This window comes from Bacteroides celer (assembly GCF_002632415.2).
Taxonomy (GTDB): Bacteria; Bacteroidota; Bacteroidia; order Bacteroidales; family Bacteroidaceae; genus Bacteroides.
Window position 1 is genome coordinate 4,409,719 of sequence record NZ_CP178209.1, and the last position, 24,348, is coordinate 4,434,066.

The 24,348-nt window shown below is 42.5% G+C and carries 16 protein-coding genes; 2 read left to right on the forward strand and 14 right to left on the reverse strand.

The window, feature by feature from the left end; genetic code table 11:
- Positions 1-6: 6 nt before the first annotated feature.
- Positions 7-1,197, forward strand: a complete 1,191-nt coding sequence (gene hydF / locus CJF29_RS18010) for a [FeFe] hydrogenase H-cluster maturation GTPase HydF (protein ID WP_099146563.1) — start codon at positions 7-9, stop codon at positions 1,195-1,197.
- Positions 1,198-1,316: 119 nt separating this feature from the next.
- Here the strand turns inward: hydF and hisS are convergent, their stop codons facing one another.
- The 8 genes from hisS to CJF29_RS18050 all read right to left on the reverse strand — a co-directional run bounded on the left by hisS (position 1,317) and on the right by CJF29_RS18050 (position 10,172).
- The gene (gene hisS, locus CJF29_RS18015) at positions 1,317-2,681 is read right to left on the reverse strand and encodes a histidine--tRNA ligase (RefSeq protein WP_099146562.1); all 1,365 of its coding nucleotides are present in this window, start codon (positions 2,679-2,681) and stop codon (positions 1,317-1,319) included.
- Positions 2,682-2,846: 165 nt separating this feature from the next.
- Positions 2,847-3,527: a zinc metallopeptidase gene (locus CJF29_RS18020; protein WP_004301089.1), complete on the reverse strand. Its 681-nt coding sequence runs from the start codon at positions 3,525-3,527 to the stop codon at positions 2,847-2,849.
- Between the two features lie 120 nt (positions 3,528-3,647).
- Positions 3,648-4,946, reverse strand: coding sequence for an alpha-L-fucosidase (locus CJF29_RS18025; RefSeq protein WP_004311780.1), 1,299 nt, complete (start codon positions 4,944-4,946; stop codon positions 3,648-3,650).
- A gap of 109 nt (positions 4,947-5,055) precedes the next feature.
- Positions 5,056-6,327 (reverse strand): adenylosuccinate synthase, encoded by a 1,272-nt coding sequence (locus CJF29_RS18030; RefSeq protein WP_004301093.1) that lies wholly within the window; start codon positions 6,325-6,327, stop codon positions 5,056-5,058.
- Positions 6,324-6,812, reverse strand: coding sequence for a Fur family transcriptional regulator (locus CJF29_RS18035; RefSeq protein WP_004327109.1), 489 nt, complete (start codon positions 6,810-6,812; stop codon positions 6,324-6,326). The genes CJF29_RS18030 and CJF29_RS18035 overlap by 4 nt, the downstream gene beginning before the upstream one ends.
- 82 nt (positions 6,813-6,894) lie before the next feature.
- Positions 6,895-7,557 carry a DNA alkylation repair protein gene (locus CJF29_RS18040; RefSeq protein WP_074560006.1) on the reverse strand — a complete coding sequence of 221 codons (663 nt, stop codon included), beginning with the start codon at positions 7,555-7,557 and terminating at the stop codon, positions 6,895-6,897.
- 6 nt (positions 7,558-7,563) lie between these two features.
- On the reverse strand, positions 7,564-9,612 hold the full coding sequence (locus tag CJF29_RS18045; protein WP_176553132.1) for a dipeptidyl-peptidase 3 family protein: 2,049 nt from the start codon (positions 9,610-9,612) through the stop codon (positions 7,564-7,566).
- Between the two features lie 95 nt (positions 9,613-9,707).
- On the reverse strand, positions 9,708-10,172 hold the full coding sequence (locus tag CJF29_RS18050; protein WP_004301101.1) for a helix-turn-helix domain-containing protein: 465 nt from the start codon (positions 10,170-10,172) through the stop codon (positions 9,708-9,710).
- A gap of 269 nt (positions 10,173-10,441) precedes the next feature.
- Here CJF29_RS18050 and recQ point away from each other — a divergent pair, with 269 nt between their 5' ends.
- Positions 10,442-12,247, forward strand: a complete 1,806-nt coding sequence (recQ, locus tag CJF29_RS18055; protein ID WP_099146560.1) for a DNA helicase RecQ — start codon at positions 10,442-10,444, stop codon at positions 12,245-12,247.
- A 478-nt stretch (positions 12,248-12,725) separates the two neighbouring features.
- Here the strand turns inward: recQ and CJF29_RS18060 are convergent, their stop codons facing one another.
- From CJF29_RS18060 to CJF29_RS18085, 6 genes are all read right to left on the reverse strand, one after another.
- Positions 12,726-14,978, reverse strand: coding sequence for a glycoside hydrolase family 3 N-terminal domain-containing protein (locus tag CJF29_RS18060; protein WP_099146559.1), 2,253 nt, complete (start codon positions 14,976-14,978; stop codon positions 12,726-12,728).
- A 176-nt stretch (positions 14,979-15,154) separates the two neighbouring features.
- The gene (locus CJF29_RS18065) at positions 15,155-17,494 is read right to left on the reverse strand and encodes a glycoside hydrolase family 5 protein (protein WP_176553131.1); all 2,340 of its coding nucleotides are present in this window, start codon (positions 17,492-17,494) and stop codon (positions 15,155-15,157) included.
- Between the two features lie 30 nt (positions 17,495-17,524).
- Entirely contained in the window at positions 17,525-19,219 is a 1,695-nt protein-coding gene (locus CJF29_RS18070) for a RagB/SusD family nutrient uptake outer membrane protein (protein WP_099146557.1), read from the reverse strand.
- A 13-nt stretch (positions 19,220-19,232) separates the two neighbouring features.
- Positions 19,233-22,418, reverse strand: coding sequence for a SusC/RagA family TonB-linked outer membrane protein (locus CJF29_RS18075; RefSeq protein WP_176553130.1), 3,186 nt, complete (start codon positions 22,416-22,418; stop codon positions 19,233-19,235).
- 172 nt (positions 22,419-22,590) lie between these two features.
- A complete protein-coding gene (locus CJF29_RS18080) occupies positions 22,591-23,532 on the reverse strand; it encodes a FecR family protein (protein WP_099146555.1) in 942 nt (313 codons plus the stop codon).
- 171 nt (positions 23,533-23,703) lie between these two features.
- Positions 23,704-24,282, reverse strand: coding sequence for an RNA polymerase sigma-70 factor (locus CJF29_RS18085; RefSeq protein ID WP_099146554.1), 579 nt, complete (start codon positions 24,280-24,282; stop codon positions 23,704-23,706).
- Positions 24,283-24,348: the final 66 nt, after the last annotated feature.

Here is a 24,348-nt window from a genome sequence, read left to right on the forward strand (position 1 = left end):
GTAATTATGAGCTTAACAGATACTCCAAATGCAAGCAGACTTCATATAGCCCTTTTCGGTAGACGGAACAGTGGTAAATCTTCTCTTATCAATGCATTGACAGGACAAGATACCGCCCTCGTTTCAGATACTCCGGGAACGACTACCGACCTTGTATCCAAAGCAATGGAAATTCAAGGTATTGGTCCGTGTTTGTTTATAGATACTCCGGGGTTCGATGATGAGGGAGAACTGGGAGAGCTGCGTATCAGCCGGACTTTAAAGGCTATTGAGAAAACGGATATTGCATTGCTGCTATGTGAAGATACTACCTTTTCTCATGAAAAAGAGATGCTGGCACTATTGAAAGAGAAGAATATCCCTGTCATTCTGGTATTGAATAAAATAGATATAAGAGAGAACAGTGATAGCTTAGCTACATACATTGAGGAAGAATGTAAAATACGCCCATTACTTATCAGCGCCAAAGAAAAGACAGGAATTGAACAGATCCGGCAAGCCATTCTCGAAAAGCTGCCTTCGGATTTCGGTCAACAGAGTATCACTGGAGAGCTTGTTACAGAAAACGACCTTGTACTTCTGGTTATGCCACAGGATATTCAGGCTCCCAAAGGCAGACTAATTCTGCCCCAAGTACAGACTATCCGTGAATTGTTGGACAAGAAATGTCTCGTAGTGACTTGTACTACTGACAAGTTTCCGGCAACCCTGCAAGCTCTTGCCCGTCCTCCAAAATTAATCATCACCGATTCACAGGTCTTCAAAACGATTTATGAACAGAAGCCAAAGGGAAGTGAATTAACCTCTTTCTCTGTGCTTTTCGCAGGATATAAGGGTGATATTCATTATTATGTAGAAAGTGCAGCTGCCATTGAAAGACTGACGGAATCGTCACGTGTACTAATAGCGGAAGCTTGTACGCACGCTCCCCTTTCCGAAGATATAGGAAGAGTGAAACTTCCCCATTTGTTACGGAAACGAATTGGAGAGAATCTGCAAATTGATATGGTAGCCGGAACCGACTTTCCACAAGACCTGACTCCTTATTCGCTGGTAATCCATTGCGGAGCATGCATGTTCAATCGTAAATACGTACTTAGCCGCATCGAACGTGCGCGGGAGCAACACATTCCTATGACGAATTATGGAGTAGCGATTGCTTTCCTCAATGGAATGCTAGATCAAATAAAGTATTAAATCCCGGTCAAAAAGAAAGAGTCCGGTGCAATACCGAACTCTCGCAATATACAGTAAATTATTAACTGCTCAACTTTTGGGATGCAGTTAATAATTTTATAATTTCAATTCATCGCTGCTTATTTCTTCACAGTAGCAATCAGCTCCTCTGCTGAAACAAGATTCTGTTCTCCTGTCTCCATATTCTTCAGCATTGCTTTGCCTTCGTTCATTTCATTCTCACCGACAATAGCTACAAACGGAATATTCTTTGCATTAGCATAGCTCATCTGTTTCTTCATCTTGGCTGCATCCGGGAAAATCTCTGCACGGATATCGGCAGCACGCACTTTCGATAAAATACCCATAGAGAATGCAGCTTCCTTTTCACCGAAGTTGATAAACAGAACTTCTGTTCCATTCACAGCTTCTTTCGGATAAAGTTCGAGCTGGTTCAATACGTCGAAGATACGGTCTGCACCGAAAGAGATACCTACTCCCGACACTCCTGCCATACCAAATACTCCGGTCAGATTATCATAGCGACCACCACCTGTGATACTGCCAATCTGTACATCCAACGCTTTCACTTCAAAGATAGCACCTGTATAGTAATTCAGTCCGCGAGCCAATGTCAGGTCAAGCTCGATTTCATTCTTCAAGCCCATTGTTTCCAATGTATTCAGGATAAATTCGCTCTCTTCCACTCCCTTTAATCCTACTTCACTGGCTGATAATACATTTTTCAATGTTGCCAACTTTTCCGCATTCGTGCCGCTAAGGAGAATAATCGGCTGCAACTTAGCAATAGCCTCATCACTGATTCCCTTCTCTTTCAGTTCGGCATTTACATTATCCAAACCTATTTTATCCAGTTTATCAATCGCTACAGTAATATCGACGATTTTATCCGATTCACCTATAATTTCAGCGATACCGGAAAGAATCTTACGGTTGTTAATCTTAATACATACACGAATATTGAAACGACTGAAAACAGTATCAACAATCTGCATCAATTCCACTTCGTTCAATAACGAATCACTTCCTACAACATCGGCATCACATTGATAAAACTCACGATAGCGTCCCTTCTGCGGACGGTCAGCACGCCATACCGGTTGAATCTGATAGCGCTTGAACGGGAAAGTGATCTCATCACGATGCATCACGACGTAGCGAGCAAAAGGTACTGTCAAGTCATAACGCAAACCTTTCTCACAAAATTTGCTTGCCAGTTTGACAGCATTACGGCTTAACAATTCTTCGTCAGTAATCCCGGAAAAGTAATCTCCTGAATTTTGAATCTTAAAGAGTAGTTTATCCCCTTCATCGCCGTACTTTCCCATCAGTGTAGAAAGCATCTCCATCGAAGGAGTCTCTATCTGCTGGAATCCATACAAATGATATACGTCACGAATCGTATTGAATATATAATTACGCTTCGCCATTTCTACCGGCGAAAAGTCACGAGTTCCTTTAGGAATACTTGGTTTTGCTGCCATAATATTACTGTTTATAATTTTAATTGTGCAAATTTACTGCAAATTTCCGAGCAATGCTTACATATATTTGAAAAAATCCTCCATAGTCTTTGGAAAGACTGCGGAGGATCCCTTTTTATTCTATAGAAGGAAGCTGGCAAAACTGCCTTTTCCCTTTTTCATTTCTTAGTCTCTTCTACCCATGAAGATCATGATGTAGTAAACCAATGTTGCTAATGAACCTAATGCAGCAACTACATACGTATAAGCAGCTGAACGAAGAGCGTCTTCTGCCTGTGCATGATTGTACGAATTAGTAATGCCGGATGAACTCAACCATACCAATGCACGTTTACTTGCATTGATTTCCACCGGCAGCGTGATAAAGCTGAACAGTGTAGTCATAGCAAACAGGATAATACCTGCCAACAATAACTGCGGGAAAGAGTTTATCAGCAAGATACCACCCAACAATACCCACGTCATAATGGAAGAAGCAAAGTTCACAACCGGAACCAGCGCACTACGCATCTTCAACGGAGCATACATACGTGCATGCTGCACAGCGTGTCCACATTCATGGGCCGCTACGGCAGCCGCCATGATGCTGTTACTTTCATACACGCCTTCACTCAAATTCACTGTTTTGTTAGTAGGATTGTAGTGGTCGGTCAATCGTCCCGGCGTATGTGTAACCTGCACATCATAAATACCATTGTCATGCAACATCTTCAAAGCAACGTCGCGTCCTGTCATTCCGTTTCCTGTAGGAATCTTAGAGTACTTCTTGAATTTGTTTTGCAAATTCATCTGTACCAACCAACTGACAACAGCGATTCCTATAAATAATACCCAATAAGACATCATATACTTTTCAATTTTAATTATTACTCTATATATCTATAAACAAATTGTTTGCCAAAAATAAGGGGAAACGTTCAATGTCAGAATAGTTTCCCCTTGCTTTTATGAAGAATTAGCTAAAAATTAGTCAATTGTCAGTTCTACTACATAGTCAATATCTTTCGGTACCTCGGCGAATTCGAGCAAAACACCGGCTTTCGTCTTTGTGAAACGAACCGGAGACTGATCTTTAAACAAGACTGCTTTCTTAACCTTCTTGCCTGTCAATGGCAGGAACAAAGCTGCATCTTTCAGGTCGAGGATATGTACATAGAGTTTATTTCCTTTTTGTGTGGTCACTCCCCAATCATGCGGAGCAACTATGCCGCTTCGTGTTCCATAGATCGTTTCGCCATATTGTTTCATCCACTCTCCCATCTCTGCCAAGCGTTGCACAGCTACCGCAGGAAGTTCCCCATCAGGTTGAGGGCCGATATTCATCAAAAGATTGGCATTCTTACCGGCTGCCTTCACCAGATAGTGAATCAATGTCTTTGTAGATTTATAATTCTGGTCGGTAATCTTATATCCCCACATACCATTCATTGTTTCGCAAGTTTCCAACGGCAAGCGACTCACCTCCTGTCCAGAAAGTCCCGAAGCATTCTCACCCGGCAGATCGCGTTCGAAAATCTGAATATCTTCTCCATCAAAAGGCGTCTGATGATGATTGTTACCCACCAGGCAGCCCGGTTGGAGTTTATGAATCAAAGCATACTGCTCCGGTAATTCCCAGTTAAAAGATTTAGGTTGATCCCACCATCCGTCAAACCAGATGGCACCTACCGGACCATAATTCGTCAGTAACTCCGTCAACTGGTTATTCATGAATTGATAATAGCTTTTCCAATCCCCTTTCGAGTTCGAACGTCCCGTCCCCTGTCCTGTACGTCCCCAGGGATAGTCCTCACGCGCCCAGTCAAGATGAGAATAATAAAAATGAAGCTTGATTCCCTGCTTGGCACAGGCAGCTGCCAGTTCTTTCACAATATCTCTTTTAAAAGGAGTGGCTTTGACTACGTTATAATCCGAATACTTAGTATCGAACATAGAAAAACCTTCGTGATGACGGCTAGTAAAACAGATATATTTGGCTCCCGAAGCTTTAATAGCCTCCACCCATTTATCGGCATTAAACTTGGAAGGATAAAATCCACCTGCCAGTTTGGCATACTCTTTATAATTCAGATTATTGTTTGTCATAGTCCACTCACCGGTAGCGAGCATGGCATATAGCCCCCAATGAAGAAAAATACCAAACTTATTGTCCTGAAATTCCTGCCGTGCTTTCAGATTCTCTTCGGCAGGCTGATAAGGAGACTGTGCAAATGCTCCCAAGTTCATGACGAACAACAAAAGGAAAGTAATAAAACGTGTTTTCATAAGGCGTACATTATTTTTCTGTGTGTTTAGAATAGACTACAAAGGCTTGAATAAAAAAGGCGGAGTTTTTCTTCAATCTCCGCCTTTCCTCCATATAATAAATCAATGGTTATTCTTCTGTATAACGTTCGATCGTCTGTGCTCTGTCCGGTCCTACAGAAACAATCTTGATTTCTACGCCAAGTTGTTCTTCCAGGAAAGTCAGATAAGCGTTGAACTCTTCCGGGAATTCATCTTCGCTCTGCATCTTGGTCATATCTGTCTGCCAGCCCGGAAGCTCTGCATAAACAGGTTCTACCCCTTCTGTGATGTCATACGGGAAATAATCGATTTCTTCACCATTCACTTTGTAGGCAACACAAGCTTTGATTGTTTCGAAAGTATCGAGTACATCGCTCTTCATCATAATCAATTTGGTAACCCCGTTTATCATAACGGAATACTTCAGCGCTACCAGGTCGATCCATCCACAACGACGTTTACGTCCGGTAACAGAACCGAATTCATGTCCCAAAGTACACATCTTGTCACCTGTTTCATCAAACAGTTCTGATGGGAACGGGCCTGCTCCTACACGAGTACAGTATGCTTTGAAGATACCATATACTTCACCGATACGGTTAGGCGCCACTCCCAGTCCGGTGCAGGCTCCCGCACATACGGTATTGGAAGAAGTCACGAACGGATATGAACCGAAATCAATATCAAGCATAGTACCCTGCGCTCCTTCACAAAGAACGCTCTTACCATCTTTCAACAGATTATTCACTTCATGTTCGCTATCTACAAAATGGAATTGTTTCAGGTATTCGATACCTTCCAACCATGCTTTTTCCAGTTCAGTAAGATCGTATTCATAATTCAGGCTCTTCAGAATTTGTTCGTGACGAGCTTTTGCGGCAGCATACTTCTGGTCGAAATTATGAAGAATATCACCTACACGAACACCGTTACGGCTCACTTTATCCGTATAAGTAGGGCCGATACCCTTGCCGGTAGTTCCTACTTTGGCGTCTCCTTTGGCTGCTTCGTATGCAGCATCCAGAATGCGGTGTGTCGGAAGAATCAGATGAGCTTTCTTTGAAATGTGCAAACGTTCTTTCAGCGGATGACCTGATGCTTCAAGCGCTTCTGCCTCTGCCTTAAACAATGCCGGATCAAGTACCACACCGTTACCGATGATGTTTACCTTGTTTCCTTGAAAAATACCGGAAGGAATAGAGCGGAGCACATATTTCTGTCCTTCGAACTCAAGCGTGTGACCGGCATTCGGGCCGCCCTGAAAACGAGCAACCACATCATACTTAGGTGTTAAAACGTCGACTACTTTTCCTTTACCTTCGTCGCCCCATTGTAATCCTAATAGAACATCTACTTTCATTTTTCTTTTTTATTGTTGTTATTTACTTTTTTCCGTTTGTTAGCTCTGTCGCACTTACTACATACTCCATATATATATAAGGAGTAATGCGAAAGCTGGAAGCGGCTCAATTTCGTATTTTCAATGGCATGCTGTAATTCCTCGTTCTGAAACTCGGTCACTCTACCACATTGAGTACATATCTGATGATGATGTGTCTCGCGATTATATGATTTTTCGTATTGGGAAGAAGTGCCAAACTGATGCTTAATGACCAGTCGTGCATTGATAAGGAGGATAATGGTGTTGTAGAGAGTTGCACGGCTCACCCGGAAATTCTCCTGGTCCATCATCCGTGAATAAAGCATGTCAATATCGAAATGACCGTCGATAGAATAAATAGTATCGAGTATGGCGTAGCGTTCAGGAGTCTTACGATGCCCGTTCGCCGTGAGATATTCCGTGAATATCTGCCTTACTGTATCTTTCACGTTTTGAGTTTCCATCATCAGCCAAAATTAGCGCGAACAAAGTTAAGCCTTTTTTGCGGAAAGCAAAAGAAATTCCTAGAAATAAGTAATGGGTTAATTATTCTTCAGTCTCTTCTTTCACCATGTTGTAGAGCATCTGCTCCCCTTCCAAGGTAGAATCAGCCATTCCCTCCACCAGACGGCATACTTGAAAGGCATGTTCTTCACTATGCTGCATATATTTGCGGATAACCAATAAAGCAGCGTTACGAACATGATAACTGTTGGAATGTACAGCACAGATTGCCTGATCGAGTAATTCGCCGGAGGCGCGTTCGGTCATATCCCCTTTCTTCATCAGAAGACGGGCAGCAGTCAGAAAACCGCAAGTCTGTATATACTCTTGCTCATCTGCAATCCAGTGAAAAGATTTGGCCGGAGCATACGGCAAATGCTGGAAGAGATTCATGCAAGTCAGCTCGGCTATTTCGATATTCCGGATATTTTCTACCCAAATGTCGGCTATCTCAGGATAAAACGTTTCAATCGGCTGAAGCATCCCCGCCAGAATTTTACATTCGCGAATGTCCTCTTTCCACAGAGCCTGTGCCAGATCATGATTCTTCTCATAACTTTCGGCAATCATCTTGATACGAGGCAGTTCCACTCCGAAATTGAGTTTATAAACCAGCCCTTTCTCACGCATACTTTGGGACACAGCCCCGTTCATAGAGAGACGGAGCTGTGTCTTGATATCTTTTAATTGTTCTTTTATATCCATTTCAAATCAGTTGTTTATTGAAGGCAGCGGAGAATAATCAGTGCTGTAACGCAGCATTTGTTCTACATAACCTTCATCATAGGAAACTGTGACATCTGTAACAGTTCCGTTTTCATCTGTCACCAGTTCGTATTTCGGATTCACAAAGCCTTTGTAAGGAGCTAGATTCAGCTTCTTATAGCGTTCCAGAACTTCTGCATGCAGAGCCGGATCCACTTTTACCGCATAGTTTTCTACCAATGTACGAGCACCTTCAAAATCGCCAGTCGACTTGATGCGCTGAATTTCAGCTAATAATTCGCCGAAAAGCTGACGTACCTTCTGATAGTCATTGATAACCACATAAGTCTTTCCGTCTTTCTTCACCAGTTCCACCGCTTTATCGGCAGCTCCTTTTTCAAATACCCAACGGGCTATCAGCTGGCGATTGCGCATGTGAGCTTCTTCAACACTATTTCCCGGTTCGATACGTACCAGTTGTGTCATCAACCCGTTCATCAGATAAGTATAGTATTGAGCCTTATAAGCATCGGGAGAAGAGAGCAATCCCAGTTCCACCAGCTTCGGATCGGCTACATAATACAATCCGAATAAATCAGCACGTGCCTCTTCGATGGTAGAGCCATAAGCCTTCAATGCATCCGGATCTACGCCCGGAAGCAACTTACCGGAACCGTGTCCCAAACATTCGTGCAAGTCCGTATGCAGCTCGTCCGTTAAGTCAGAATAGGCATCAATCAGTTGTATTTCAGCATCGCTATAAACAAATTCTTCGTTGAATCCGTTTCCGTGAGCGGCTTTATTATAAGCGTCTGTTATATTTCCGATTGTTACTGACTTAGAGCCGTGATGAGCACGAATCCAGTTAGCATTCGGCAGATTGATACCGATAGCTGTTGCAGGATAAAGATCACCTGCAAGGATAGCAGCAGTAATCACTTTAGCCGATACCCCTTTCACCTTTTCTTTCTTGAAAGATTTATCAACCGGAGAATGATCTTCAAACCATTGCGCGTTACTGCTGATAATCTCCGTACGATGTGTCGATTCCAGATCTTTGAAGTTCACCAAAGATTCCCAACTCGCTTTCATCCCCAGCGGGTCGCCATAACTTTCAGTAAATCCGTTCACAAAGTCGATTCGTGAATCAAGGTCTTTCACCCACAGAATCGAATATTCATCGAAATCTTTCAGATCACCGGTTTCATAGAATTGAATCAGCTTGGTGATAACAGCTTTTTGTGCTTCATTTTCTGCCACACCTTCCGCTTTCTTCAGCCAATAAACAATCTTCTCAATTGCTTGTGTATAGAGTCCGCCTACTTTCCAAACCTTCTCTGTCAACTTCCCGTTTTCTTTTACCAAACGACTGTTCAGTCCATAAGAAACCGGTGTTTCATCTTTCGGATCTTTCAGCACGCTATAGAAACTTTCCGCCTCTTTCTGCGTCACTCCATCATAATAGTTACAAGCAGAGGTCAACACAAGATCTTCGCCATCCGCCTGGTTTACCCGCTTCAGCATAACCGCCGGGTCGAAAATCACCGGGAACAGCTCTGCACAAAGTTGATCGGCAGTCTGCCCTTTCTCCAGCGGAAGCAACTTGGCATCCAGACCGAGCACGGCCTGTTTCAAGAATTCCTGTGAGAAGTTCGGCACAAATTTCTCCGTACCATAGTGATGATGAATACCATTGGAGAACCATACCCTTTTCAAGTACACCTCCATGTTTTTAAAATCAGGCGTCGTTTTATCCCCCTGATAGTTTGTATATACTGCTTCGAGCATCCTACGGATTCTCAAATTATATTTTCCATTCTGGTCAAACAGAATATCCCTTCCTTCCAGAGCAGCCTCTGTCAGGTAATAAATCAGTTCCTTCTGTTTCAGCGTCAGTTCCTCAAATCCGGGAACCTTATAACGCAATATTTGTAAATCAGCAAATTGTTCCACTGTATAATCAAATTTTTCTGCTTCAGCAGTTGTTGTTTTACTTCCTCCGCACGATGTTAAGAGCGTGGCGGCCACTGTCATTAAAATCAGATGTTTTCTCATAATGTTAGTATTGATTAATTAAAATGAGAAAAGGAATTATCTCCAAAATCTTTCATTTAGAGGTAATTCCTTTTGACTAGTTTCGGAACGCGCAATTATTTCTTATTTTCGAGATGTTTTTTGCGATATCCATTAGGAGTCTCACCTACGTTTTTGTAAAATGCAGCGTAAAAAGATTGACGATTTGCAAAGCCAACCATGGCACTAATTTCTTCCACATTTTTGTCGGCATAACGTTTGTCAGTCAATAAATGCAAAGCATCTTTTACTCTGTATTCATTCAACAGGCAAGAATAGTTCATGCCAAAGCGTGAGTTTACTACTGCAGAAAGGTAACGAGTATTCGTTTTCAATTCTTTCGCCAAGTCCTTAGCTGAATAATCAGGATCCTTGTACTTCTTCTGTACAACGATGATATTCAGGATCTTGTCATACAACTCGTCTGCCAATTCCGGTCTAATCAAAGACCTGTATGCAGCCTTTTTTTCTTTCTTTTCCCTCAAATTGTAGGGACGTTTTTTCGGAGTTTCTTCCGTTTTTTTGTTCTCTAAATCACTCATTGAATTAACTGGTTAGGGTTTGTTCATTTGTTAATTATTGCTCATTTGCAACATAACATGTTACAAATGTCTTACTTTTTTTTTAAACACACAATTATTTTGTGCATTTTTTTTCTAAATAAACAATCAAAAACCTTGAAAAAGAGGGAATAGGGTTGAATAATAAGAAACTTTAACTTATTTATAATTCATATCAGAAACTGAAATCTACACATAATGAAAATTGCCAAAGAAAAATGTACCTTTGCAGCATGGATAAATCAGCATCAATGAGAGAAACTCTAAAGACATATTTCGGATACGATAGTTTCCGTCCTCTACAAGAAGAAATCATCCACCACGTCCTGAACAAACAGGATACATTGGTATTAATGCCTACTGGTGGGGGGAAATCGATCTGCTACCAACTTCCCGCACTGCTGTGTGAAGGCACTGCCGTTGTCGTTTCTCCACTCATCTCATTGATGAAAGATCAGGTAGAAGCATTGCTGGCAAACGGCATCGCAGCCGGGGCACTGAACAGCAGTAATGACGAAACGGAAAACGTTAATCTGCGACGTGCCTGCATCGAGGGGCGACTGAAGCTACTTTACATTTCACCGGAAAAACTTTTAGCAGAAAAGGATTATTTATTACGGGATATGAATATCTCTCTGTTTGCTATTGATGAAGCTCATTGTATTTCGCAATGGGGACATGATTTCCGTCCGGAATACACACAAATGGGGGTACTCCACCAACAATTTCCGCAAATACCGATTGTCGCACTAACTGCCACTGCGGATAAAATCACGCGCAAAGATATCATACAGCAATTACATCTCGACCGTCCCCGCGTCTTCATTTCATCGTTCGACCGCCCCAACATCAGCCTGACTGTGAAACGCGGTTTTCAAGCGAAGGAAAAGAACAAAGCTATCTTAGATTTTATTCATCGCCACGAAGGAGAAAGTGGGATTATTTACTGCATGAGTCGGAATAAGACGGAAACCGTCGCACAGATGTTGCAAAAGCAGGGTATCCGTTGCGGCGTTTATCATGCCGGATTATCCACTCAACACCGGGACGAAACACAAGATGATTTTATTAACGACCGCATACAGGTGGTATGTGCCACCATTGCCTTTGGAATGGGAATTGATAAATCAAATGTTCGCTGGGTCATGCATTATAATCTGCCTAAAAGTATAGAAAGCTTTTATCAGGAAATAGGACGTGCCGGACGAGATGGGCTTCCCAGCAGCACTATCCTTTTTTATTCACTCGGAGACTTAATATTACTAACCAAGTTTGCTTCAGAAAGTAATCAGCAAAACATCAATCTGGAAAAGCTTCAACGCATGCAACAATATGCAGAGGCCGACATTTGTCGACGCAGAATCTTATTAAGCTACTTCGGAGAAACAACAACAGAGGATTGTGGGAACTGCGATGTTTGTAAAAATCCACCTCAACGATTTGACGGTACGGTCATCGTGCAAAAAGCATTAAGTGCTATCGCACGTACGGAACAACAAATCAGCACAGGACTGTTGATTGATATTCTCCGCGGAAACTATTCCGCAGAAGTTACCGGAAAAGGTTATCAGGAACTTAAAACGTTTGGTGCCGGGCGCGACATCCCTCCTCGTGACTGGCAAGATTATCTGCTCCAAATGCTGCAACTCGGCTACTTTGAAATAGCTTATAATGAGAACAATCATCTTAAAATTACTGCAAGCGGAAGCGATATTCTCTTTGGAAGAGCTAAGGCAACATTAGTAGTCATCCGCCACGAAGAAGCTGCTACTCAAAAAGGAAGAAAGAAGAAAGTAGTTATCGCCAAAGAACTCCCCTTCGGCGCGGCAGGCGGTGAAAGCCAAGATTTGTTCGAAGCATTGCGAGGATTAAGAAAACAGCTTGCCGATCAGGAAGCTTTGCCCGCCTACATTGTCTTATCGGACAAAGTACTTCATCTGCTTAGTGTTTCCCGCCCTACCACTATTGAAGAATTTGGAGAGATCAGCGGTATCGGAGAATATAAAAAGAAGAAATACGGAAAGGATTTTGTGAATCTGATTAAGCTATTCGTATAAAAGGCTGTTTACCAAAAGATAAATACTCCAAAAATCAGTTGATCTCTTCATTGGGACTGACTCCTGAAACTGTTCCATTCTTGCTGCTTAGCTCCTTTCGATGTGGAAATGAATTTATTCACCACAGAGGACGAGAGGACGCAGAGGTGAATCTTGTTCATGCCTGTACGGGATGAATAAATGTTTAGCCGTATCAGAGTTTTGTTTGCTCTAGTAAAAAAAGAAAAAATGCTTAGTACTGGAGAACTATCTGACACCCGGGTGTCAATGCCATTGAGACCCGGGTGTCAGCATACCTAAGACCCGGGTGTCGGTATCATTGAGACCCGGGTGTCGGATAAATTGTTTATGTAGTCTGAAAAAAAATGAAAGGCATACCGCTTAATTCAAAACAGTGCAGCAACGACGCAATCAATATATACAGGTTCATACCCAAACTGCAATCTAAACGACTATATATTAAGAAAGGAGAGTTACTTTATTCATCTATCCATATATCTAACTGTTTATCTTTCACCAATATACGATACAATCCGGCTTCCAGAAAACGTTCTCCATTCCGGTCCACATAACTTAGGTCGCGCACAGGTTCAAGCTCGAAACAGAATGTTTCCGTCAACCCTTTTTTTATCTCTTTTTTTTCAAAATGACGTAACTCTCTGACAGGGCGGGTAATCCGGCAAACGGGATCCGAAATAAACCAATGTACTGTTTCCATTCCATCATATTCACCCCGATTAGTAACCGCAATTTCTATCGACAATGTTTCATTTTTCTTCATACGCACTTTATCCGAACGAATATCACCATATATATAAGAGGTATAGCTCAATCCATATCCAAATTCATAAAGAGGTTTACTTGGTATATCCTGATAGAATCCCATAAATGTACGGGAACTCTGCCGGGTATTATAAAAGACAGGGATCTGTCCGCTGCTATACGGGAATGTTACAGACAACTTACCGGAAGGATTCACTTTTCCCGTAAGAATACCAGCCAATGCAGTACCCGTTTCCGTTCCACTATGCCAGGTTGCAAGAATTGCATCACATAAAGGTTCTATTTTCCCTAGTCCGATAGGTCGGCCACTAGCCAACAAAAGCACTATCGGTTTACCGGACTTTTTCATTTCATGTACTAATTGATATTGAATGTCAGGCAGTTCTATAACTGAACGGCTAGTATTCTCACCGGACCAAAACAGATGTTCTCCGATGCAAACCATCACCACATCCGCTTGCCGGGCTATCTCCAATGCTTCAGCGAATCCGGAAGTATCTTCACCGTCCAGTCCACATCCTTGAGCATAAAATACTTCGGCCTTACCCGCCAACATTTTTTTCAGTCCTGCAAACATTGAAATCACTTCTTTTTCTTCCCCATGAGCCGCCCATGCGCCCAACAAATCTTTCCGGCTGTTTGCCAAAGGACCTATCATGGCTATTCTCTTTTGAGACGTCAACGGTAATATGCGATTATTGTTCTTCAATAACACCATGCTTTCTTCCGACAGTTTCCGGGCAACCTCCCTACTTTCGGGTAACAAGACACGTTGCCGTTCCGGCAATTCTTCAGTGTAAGGGTGTTCAAACAATCCCAAGCGGAATTTCACACGCAACACACGCCCAACGGCTTCATCCAGTCTCTCCATCGAAACTTTATTTTCTTTAAGCAATTGTTCGAGATGCTCATTATACAAATTATCATTCATATTCATATCCACTCCTGCATTTATTGACAATGCGGCGGCCTCCTTGCCATCTGCTGCCGCACCCTGCGATATCAATTGCTTGGTAGCATCCCAGTCCGTAACAACAAATCCCTGAAATCCCCATCGGTCACGCAGCACTTCCGTCAACGTATAGTAATTGGCAGAAGCCGGAACTCCGCTTATATCATTAAATGCGCTCATCACTGTAGCTGCACCGGCTTTCACTCCAGCTTCAAAAGGAGGAAGATAAGTATCCCACAATGTTTGTTGAGAAATCTCTGTGGCAGCATAATCAATACCGGCTTGAGAAGCTCCATAGCCGACATAATGTTTCAAACAGGAAGCTATAGAATGTCTGGCAGATAAATCATCTCCCTGCAGACCACGAACAGAAGCTGCCGCAAACACTCCTTGGGTATAAGGATCTTCTCCGAATCCCTCCGCTATCCGCCCCCATCGCGGATCACGGCAGACATCAATCATCGGAGCAAACGTCCAGTTCACTCCCGCGTCATACGTTTCCTGCGCCAAAACCCGGTTGGCCTGACGTACCAGTTCCGGATTCCACGAACAAGCCTGTGCCAGCCCTATCGGATAAATAGTGCGGAATCCGTGAATAGCATCGTATCCGAACAGCATCGGAATGCCAAGCCTCGATTTCTCCATGGCTGCCTGTTGCACCCGATTACGTAATTCCGGTCCTGTCTCCATATAAATACAGGAACCTAGTTCGGGAGGAATACTTTCGGGCGCATGCCCCAGATTATTGGCATTATCATTATCTCCTACAATATACTGGGTCAGTTGAAGAATCTTCTCACGCACATTCATGCGTGAGAGTAAATCTGCCACCCGGTCTTCAATAGTAGCTTCCACCTTTTTATATAATGGAAAAGAGTCTTGGCTGACGTAACTTTCCTCCTGTCGGTCTGGGAGAATAATCCGGCATTTTTCGTCCGCCCGGCAAATAGATACTATTCCAATCAAAATCCCAATCAATCCGAGTAATCTTTTCATTATTATTCTATGTTTACCAATTTATAACTACGAAAAAACACATAGCCGAATATTCTCACATAATCGGCTAATGATGATAAAGCGGGAAACCATTTTTCACTCTCAACAAACGATAATGGCTTCCCTGCCTCTCATTATATTCAACTAATACCAGTTCTCAATCCTATACAAGAACATCATTTCTTTTCTACAAGCTTGATGTCATCCAAATAAATGATTGTACCTGCCGTAGCATGATATTTGTGATTAGTGAAAGAGAGTTGCTTTACTTCACTCCAGTCAAAACTTCCATTCTTCGAAAATTCACTCAACGGAATGGATACCTTATGCCAAGTGTTATCTGCAGAGAACTTCAGATAATCACTGCCACCATAGGTGGTACTCCGGTAGACAAGCCTCTCTGCCATCCATGAATCGTTTTGCGGACTTAAGAATTGAATTGAGAACAACTCCCACGAATTGACTTCCGTATCGACTTCTATCTTTATATAAAAGTCGAGTGTCGTCTTTTCAATATTATATTCACTAAGATCGGCACTTCTATTCTCAAAAATAAAGCAATTATAAGCTGTATATTCTCCGGAGTTAAGGAATGTCCATTTCAGGCATTTATCGCCTGCTGCCGGATTGTCACTGACGACAGCTACTCCATTTCCGTCAACGTTCTCCGCATTCACACCGTTGTCTTCCTGATCTGTCCAGATATTGAACACATTCCCTTCCGGCTCCGGTTCGGGTTCCGGTTCGGGCTCCGGTTCGTCAGTCGCCGGTCCCACAATACGGATGTCATCCAGATAGAAATCGGTCCCTGCGGACGCATCGCTAAAGAAGGTAGAAAATTGTATTTCTTTTATCTTCTGCCAAGTAAAATGTCCTTCGGATTCAATATTTGCATCTTCTGCCATACGGTATGTAAATTCTTCCAATGGAATACGTACTTCGTGCCATTCTCCGTCAGGAAGTGCCGTATTCTTATTAAACCCATATTCTTTCACCCAATTGTGCTTGTCTTCCTCCTTACTGAACTTATCCTTGTTATTCACAAACCAAATACCGAAATACAACTTATCCGGATCATCCATCTTCGCCCGGAATTTAAAACGGAGTGAAGTCTTTTTCAGATCAAATCCCGCCAAATTCTCGCAACCGTCTTTAAAACCAAATACGCAGTAACTCCAGGCACCTCCAACATTCCACTTGATACAATTCGTACCATTTGCCGGGCGTTCCGTCCAAGGGATAGTCAAATGTTCCCAATTTCCCGGTGACGGAACAATCGGATTCATTTTCGCCCCCCAGTTATCATCATAGATCAGCAATGTCTGATAGTCGGATTCATCTTCACCTTCTCCACCGTAACTGGGAGGAATCGTCAATCCCAATGCTTTTACCATATCCAGATTCAAATCACGGTTAAAGTTAATATTCGCATTTTCCGTATTAAATATGCCGAAAGAAGTGGCATAACTCCACACCGTCCAAGATACATTATTTTTTTCCAAATGCTCACGCACTACCTGATGCCACAAACAGCGTTCTTCATTGCTCATGCCCGTAAATCCCATTGTACCGAATTCTCCGACAAATAATCTGGCATTACGCCGTCTGGCCATATTCAGTTCTTTATCCAGTTCAGCCTTTACCGCTTCCACCGTACCATCATAAGGATATGAAGCGATCTGTTTTTTATAGTCATCACGGCTTACCAAAGAGGGATCAATGGGCTTGGAAGAGTCATAGGGGAAGGTGACCTGTCCACCCGTCTTTTCAAGTCCATTCCATCCCGCTCCCTGATGGGTGAAGATAAACGGAGCATAAAAGTGAGTCGTATAAATCAGATTTTCATCCTCATATTCGGGTAATTCGTTCAAATAATGATAGGGAGCCGGCGCCACAATAATGGCATGATGCGGGTCTACTTCGCGGATCACTTTTATCAGTTCTCCCTGCAATTCCGGCCAATGCTCTCTCCACCATGATCCGTCCGGTTCATTTTTCAGTTCATATACTACCTTCTCCGAACGGTTCTTACAGTGGTCTGCAATCTGCCGCCACACACTCTTCATAAATCCTTCCGCATGATCTTCCGGATATTTCGAGGTCAGGTTCCATGCATGATTGTCAATTATTACCGTAATGCCGTTATTTTCACCATTATCCAGCAAGTCATCCAACTTTACCCAGAATTCGTCCTGCAATTCATAGTTCTTCGCTCCTTTCTTAACAAAACGGTCCAGATTCATCGGAACACGCGCCACGTCACATCCCAGTGTACGAAGATTCGCGAAAGACTCCGCATTGGTATGTACATGCCAGATATTCGTGGCATCTGACTGGTCTCCCACATCAAAACAACCGGCAAGATTTACACCTCGTGTAAAGTTGGTCGGAACAATATCCCCGTCAATCTCTCCCGGTTCGGGTTCATATCGCACATTGTATAAGTTATCGCGGCATGACTGCCCAAACAGCATTATTACAGCCAAAACCAATATTGAGTAAAACTTTCTTTTCATATCCGTTCTCATATTATTTTATTACTCTAACTATTCTTCATAACCCGGATTCTGCTCTAACAAAGGATTCGAATCCAAAATAGAGGTAGCAATCGGAAAACGTTTTAAATGAGCATTCCTTGCGCCATCAGCCGTATGATCCCACCAGGTACCTTCTACATACTCATTCCAACGAATCAAATCCGTACGTCGTCTGCACTCACCCAAGAATTCGATCAACCATTCGTCCAGCATACGGTACTTATCCAGATTCTCCGCAGTCACCGGATCAGGGTCCGTTTCGTCTGCAAAGTAACGTTTACGCACCTTATTAATCAGGTTTGCCGCCCCTTTTTTATCTCCTGACCTCATCTTACATTCAGCCAACGTATAGTAAACTTCGGCATAACGAATCAACGGAATATCCGGATTAAACAGGAATCTAGCCTCGTTCGCATTTGGACGAGGCGAAAACTTCACCAACCGGATACCGGAATTTTCTTCGCCTGTCTCCATAGACGATTCCGTTCCGTTTTCTGATAAACGGGCAATCTGGTCGACAAGATTCAAAGTCTGATTTCTATATTCCTGTGTACCTTTCACTGTCCAGCCGCTATTTCCCGGATTCTTCAATTCTCCAAAGACAAACATTCCCTTATAGGTTCCGTTGCTCAAATAACAATAGGGCTGTTTACGAATATCCTGATTATGAAATTTTGCAAAAGGACGACCTAATTTTGTGACATATTCATTTCCATTAGCATCCAAACCCGGTGTCAGACAAGTCTTATTATTACTACCCGAATTTTCAATGCCTCCCAAATAATCTTTCATGTTTGCCGGCATCTGCTCACTCCACATATATCTGGCATCTGTCTCCAACTGCGCACTAGCACTCGGTATAGACCAAATAATCTCTTTGGAATATTCATTATTGAACCCGAAAGTTACAGTCCAGTCTCCGTCCAAATCATACGTACCATATTTTCCGTCTAATAATTCCTGTGCAATTCGAGCTGCCTCTTCATATCTGGCCTCACGAATGTAGGCTTCCGCATTGAAATAGAGACGCATCAACCACACAGCCGCTGCCGCCTGCCGAATGTCCCCACGCTCATATCCGCCTAAATCCGTTTTTTTCTCCAGTCCGGAAATGGATTCATTCAGCAGACGCTCTATCAATCTGAAGGTCTCCACGTCGGTAGAACGCCCCCGGACATCTTCCGCCGATTCTTCGTACAAAGGCATACCACCGAATAAATCAAGTGCTTCCAGATAGTAGGCCGCTGCCATAGCTTTCATTTGCGCTGTCCAATTCTCACGCGTTCCGGCAGGAAAGTCAAATTTTCCCAAATCGACCTCACTCAAATCGTCAAGCGTAGCCCAACAACGAGATACTCCCGCCATGCGGGAAACGTAACATTGATAACTGATACCACTCGTGGCAGGTATATTATGATAATGCATCTTGTACTCTTCTCCACGTCCGGCATTCTGACTGCCACGTACAGGCGAGCAAAAAGCATCCGTACCCAGTTCTTGAAAATTAAAATAGCTGGCGTCTTGCGCAAATGCCCATCTGGCATGAGTAAACGGTCGGTAAAAGCGTTGCCATACAGCCTCTTTCGAATCGAAATAAGTATCGGGGGCTACTTGCGAATAATAAGTCGGTTCTATATTACACGAAGTCACAAACACTAAGCCGAAAACACCGGCCAAGATCGTATTTATTATATTGTTTTTCATTGTTCCATAGTTTTTAGAAGTTCAACTGAATACCCAATGTATACGTGCGCACCAGCGGATATGCCTTCGTATAGTCATCTATACCTCCATCATAGCCGGTGATACCGACTTCAGGATCTCTTCCTTCATACTTCGTAAATGTACAGACATTCCCCACCGTTCCGTACACCCTCAAACGATCCACATACTTGATATATTTTTTCAACGGCAAAGTATAACCCAGAGTTATGGCATCAATTTTCCAGAAACTACCATCTTCCAAATAATAATCGGACATCAGTTTTTCTCCTTTTATATGATCAAACTTTCCATACGCGTCTTTCAGAACATTCATTTCTCCATTACGCTTGGGAATTCCCAAAGTCATCGTGTAGGTATTGTACACATCGAAACGAATCCAACCATGCATACTGATGCCCAGATCAAAATTCTTATAAGATAAATTATGGCTCCACCCCAACATTACTTTAGGAGTAAAATTACCCATCAGTCGACGGTCACCGTCCACTTTCTCACCGGCAGTAATCTTCTCTCCCGCTTTGTTGTAAAGCATAAACTCACCCTCTCTGGAAAAACCGGCAAACTTATACATATAAAACTGCCCCACTGTACTTCCTGCTTCGAGAATAATAGCCTTTCCCGGCGTATTCGGACCAGGGAGCAGCCCACCGTCCCACCGCGTATTACTTCCGTCCATCGTCAGCACCTTACTGGAACTATGGCTCATATTCAAATGGGTATTCCAAATGAAATGACGACTACGAATAATGTCTCCCCCTAATTCAATCTCCCAACCTTTGTTTTCCATTTCACCGATATTCTGCCATTGGTATCCGCGAATAAACGGAGGTTGCGGCACCTGCACATAGAACAGCATATTGGAAATCTTACGACGAAATACATCTACCTTACCATATAGACGCCGGTTGAAAAAAGAAAAATCAAGCCCCATGTTCCATTCCGCCTTTTCTTCCCACCCTAAATGAGAGTTTACATCTTCCGAACGTCCATAAGTGTACATCCAATTACCGTTAGGCAACAACCAACGGTTTTCGTCGGCACTGATAAATTTTCCGGAATAAGCAGCGTCAAAGTTATTGTTACCCGTCACACCATAACCGAAACGTAATTTCAATTCATCCAACCAGTCAAACTTTTCCATAAACTTTTCATTACCCAGACTCCAACCGGCAGAAACCGCCCAAAAGTTACCCCAACGGTTGTTAGGACCAAACTTGGAAGAACCCTCGTGCCGAATCGTGGCAGAAAGCATGTAACGGTCTTTGTATGAATAATTAGCACGGGCAAAAAGTGCAAACAAACGCTCTGTTATAGCCTTGTCCGAACGCATACTTGCTTTGCCGTCATTCAGATAAGACCCTTTTCCTATATCCCAATATTTAATTCCGTCGACAGAGAAATTGCCATTTTCCATTTCAAATTCTTCTCCGTTATATTGATAGAAAGAATATCCGGCAACTGCGTTCAGTCTATGACCGCTCTCCCATTCATTATTATAAGAGAAATACCCTTCCGAGTTCAGCTTATCCTTTTTATTGAATGACAACTTAGCATGCCCGTTCTCATTGTTAACCAATGATTCCCGATGATACATGGAACGATAACTATGCCCCTCCCATTGCAGATTCTCATACCCGATTGTCTGCTGATAAGACAATCCTTTTATCGGTTTAATATTCAATTTAAAAATAGCCTCCGGCTTGAACCATTTATCCACACCGTTATTATCATATAAAGCAGCGTCGGCAATGATATTGTAATCATCCGGTTCCCCAGTCCAGATATTGTATCCGGTACGGCTATTTCCATCATATGGCGAACGTGTAGGATTATTCAGCAAGGCCTGTCCGAATCCGGGACCTTGCATCACACGTGATGCCTGACGATAATCCACATTCGCACGAATTTCCAACCAGTCATCGAACAACATAAATTTGGCATTCAATCGTCCACCATAATCCTTACGGCTTTCTCCGACGGGCAATCCCTCCTGATTCTCATAAAAGAAAGAAGTATATAAATTGGCTTTAGCAGTGCCTAATGTCAACGATAAATTGTGCTTTTGGGAAAAGTTGCCTGTATTAATACATTCATTCCACCAATCCGTACGGGCACCGTAATCTTTCCCTACTCCATACGCCACATATTCATTGGCAGTCAGAACGTCAGGCTTCCCATAAGCCTGTTTTTTAGAAAGTTCGGTACTATAGGTGAGCTTTACTTTTCCTTCTGTATTGGTTCCGCTTTTTGTTGTAATCAAAATGACACCAGCCGCTGCACGGGTACCGTAAATTGCACCGGCGGAAGCATCTTTCAAGACATCGATAGACTTGATATCGTCCTGATTCAACGAACGTATATCACCTCCGGGAAAACCGTCTATCACTATCAACGGCTCTTGTCCCGCAACAATGGATGCCATACCACGCAACTGAAACGTAGGTTGGTCATTCACACTATTAGTCTGGCCAATCACCAGACCTCCGATTTTTCCTTGCAGGGCTTTAGATATATCAGCCCCTCCTACCCCTTTCATCATATCGTCAGCTGAAAGCGAAGTGATAGAACTGGTTACTTCCTTCTTATTCAACGTTCCGTAACCCACTACTACCACCTCATCCAACATTCTGGCATCTTCTTCCATCACAATCCGGTTATCCTGCTTGTCCGAAGCCTGAAAATGGACAGTCTTATATCCGATATAGGAAACAACCAACAGCTCATTACTTCGTATATCCTTCAAAATAAAATTTCCGTCCATATCCGTAATGACACCTTGCGCAGTTCCGGCAAGCTTGATGCTTGCACCTATTATAGGTTCATTTTCAATGGTTATCACCTTTCCACGCATCGTTTGCTTTTTCTCTGACTGGACAGGTTTATTCATCAACACGATATTATTCCCCTCAAGATGATAAACAACCGCTGTGCCCTTAAACAAAAGATTCAAGACCTGTGACACAGGTTTTGCACTAGCATTAACAGATACCCGTCGTTTCACATCGATCTTTGTTTCATCATATACAAATAAATAAGAAGTCTGTTTTTCTATATCCGAAAAGATTCTGCTCAACGGAACTTGCTTTTTACTGATAGTCACCTGTTTATTTTGAGCAAATCCGGACGAAGAAAACAAAAAGAAAACTACACAAAGGAAACTAAATAAATTCTTTTTCATATTTTTGTAGCTCATAAGTTGTGTTATGCAATAAATTCACTATTGACAACCGTTTACCGACGGCTGCACGACTTTCCTGCCGGACAGTGCTTCCTCACTGTCCGGCTTTCTTTTTCAGAAGAATTTAAGTAGGTGTTTTTGGCTTCATAAGTATTAATATTAAGGTTATTATTTAATAGATAGTAATTGTCTCATTATTCTCATCCCATCGATATTCGAACGGATTTATTCTCTGCAGGACTTTCAAAATATGATCTATGCCATCCCCCTGACGGAATTTGCAGGTACATCGGTAGTGAAGCACTTCCGGATTATCTATCCGGAATGGAATTTTATAATATTCCTCTATTTTACGGAAAACAGTCTCGTAATTTTCATTTTTGAAATAATAAATACCATCTACCCACAATACACTTTCTTCTTTATCCATAGCTAACTTCACCAGACGCCCCTCTTTTCCGATCGCCTGTTCATAAGGTAAAAGCTGAAGTTGCACATGTTTCTCTTTGTCACTCACACGTACGGAACCCTCAAAAAGTTTCACTTCAAAATCACCTTGATTCTGATAAGCCGAAACATTGAATACGGTCCCCAGCACCTGTATTTCTCCATATCCGGTTTCTACGATAAATGGCTTCTTTTCTTCATGAGCAACTTCAAAAAAGGCTTCACCATCCAACCTTACCCGACGTTCAGTACCCGTAAACCGTTCATCAAAGTCCAACTTGGAATTGGAATTCAACCAGACTTTAGTACCGTCTGACAAGGATAACTGTACGCGTTGCCCTACCGGTACTTGCACATATCGTGCCTGTAAATCTATCCGGGAAGTATCCATACGCCAGTAAGCCACCATCCAGCCACCTATCAGACAAAACAACGCAACGGCAGCCACTCCTGCCCATCGGTAAAAACTCTTTCGAAGTACCGGTAAGTGTCTTTTCTTCCCATCCAACTCGTCACAACAAAGAGACGCATCATAAATGGTACGCAACGCCATGTACTCCTGACGATGATCCTCACTTTCTTCTATCCAGTGAAGTACTGTCAGTCTCTCTTCTTGGGTAGCATCTCCCCGCAGATAATTCCGTATAATCTGGAAATCAATTTTCATTTCAACATACTTATTATGAAGTACTCTACAGCGGGTGCTTCATATAATAGTTCCCTCAAAGTTTAAATTCCCTAGTCGACTCTTCATTTTTCTGCAAAAAAAATCCGATCTTCTTATAAGACCGGAAAAACACTATCATAAACCGTCAAAGACGTATGTGCAGAGATATGTTCAGAGTAAAATATCTAATAATGGCAAATAATCTTTCAAATCTACCCGAAGCAGTTTCAAAGCTTTGGAAATATGATAATCCACTCCTTTCACAGTGATGCCTAACTCCTGTGCGATTTCCTTATTAGACATCCCCCTAAAACGACTTAGAAAGAAAACCTGACGAGTTTGTTTGCTCATCTGTTCCAGTGACTGTTTTAGTATGTTTTGTACTTCCTGCGAATAGAGAAGTTGCGGATCACAAGCTTCCAAAGTAGAGATACGGAACTGCAATTCCCGCAATGTGTCCCCTTCGATATGCTCGTGCACTTGAGACTTCACTGATTCATGTCGCAGGAAATGAAGAACTTTATTACGAATTACTGAAAAAAGAAAAGGTAATGCGTTATCCACCGGTTCTCCACTAGCCATGTGTTCCCACAATACCAACATTGCCTCTGAAACAAAATCCTCCGCCTGCATAGTATCGCAAACATAAGACTTTGCAAACATTACACACCTCCGGTAATATCGAATATGCAGATTATTAAAATCTCTTAGACGGGCTATCTTTTCCGATGCGGTTAATTCATGTTGCATTACTTACATCATATTTTGATAAAAGGTATCTCATAAGTAGTTATTCATAATTATTTCACATATGTC

Coding starts and splice junctions, on each gene's coding strand:
- CJF29_RS18075 (WP_176553130.1), bottom strand. CDS start 22,418: ATGAAAAAGAATTTATTTAGTTTCCTTTGTGTAGTTTTCTTTTTGTTT.
- recQ (WP_099146560.1), top strand. CDS start 10,442: ATGAGAGAAACTCTAAAGACATATTTCGGATACGATAGTTTCCGTCCT.
- CJF29_RS18070 (WP_099146557.1), bottom strand. CDS start 19,219: ATGAAAAACAATATAATAAATACGATCTTGGCCGGTGTTTTCGGCTTA.
- CJF29_RS18040 (WP_074560006.1), bottom strand. CDS start 7,557: ATGGATATAAAAGAACAATTAAAAGATATCAAGACACAGCTCCGTCTC.
- CJF29_RS18060 (WP_099146559.1), bottom strand. CDS start 14,978: ATGAAAAGATTACTCGGATTGATTGGGATTTTGATTGGAATAGTATCT.
- CJF29_RS18035 (WP_004327109.1), bottom strand. CDS start 6,812: ATGGAAACTCAAAACGTGAAAGATACAGTAAGGCAGATATTCACGGAA.
- CJF29_RS18030 (WP_004301093.1), bottom strand. CDS start 6,327: ATGAAAGTAGATGTTCTATTAGGATTACAATGGGGCGACGAAGGTAAA.
- CJF29_RS18045 (WP_176553132.1), bottom strand. CDS start 9,612: ATGAGAAAACATCTGATTTTAATGACAGTGGCCGCCACGCTCTTAACA.
- CJF29_RS18080 (WP_099146555.1), bottom strand. CDS start 23,532: ATGAAAATTGATTTCCAGATTATACGGAATTATCTGCGGGGAGATGCT.
- CJF29_RS18085 (WP_099146554.1), bottom strand. CDS start 24,282: ATGCAACATGAATTAACCGCATCGGAAAAGATAGCCCGTCTAAGAGAT.
- hisS (WP_099146562.1), bottom strand. CDS start 2,681: ATGGCAGCAAAACCAAGTATTCCTAAAGGAACTCGTGACTTTTCGCCG.
- CJF29_RS18065 (WP_176553131.1), bottom strand. CDS start 17,494: ATGAAAAGAAAGTTTTACTCAATATTGGTTTTGGCTGTAATAATGCTG.
- CJF29_RS18020 (WP_004301089.1), bottom strand. CDS start 3,527: ATGATGTCTTATTGGGTATTATTTATAGGAATCGCTGTTGTCAGTTGG.
- CJF29_RS18025 (WP_004311780.1), bottom strand. CDS start 4,946: ATGAAAACACGTTTTATTACTTTCCTTTTGTTGTTCGTCATGAACTTG.
- hydF (WP_099146563.1), top strand. CDS start 7: ATGAGCTTAACAGATACTCCAAATGCAAGCAGACTTCATATAGCCCTT.
- CJF29_RS18050 (WP_004301101.1), bottom strand. CDS start 10,172: ATGAGTGATTTAGAGAACAAAAAAACGGAAGAAACTCCGAAAAAACGT.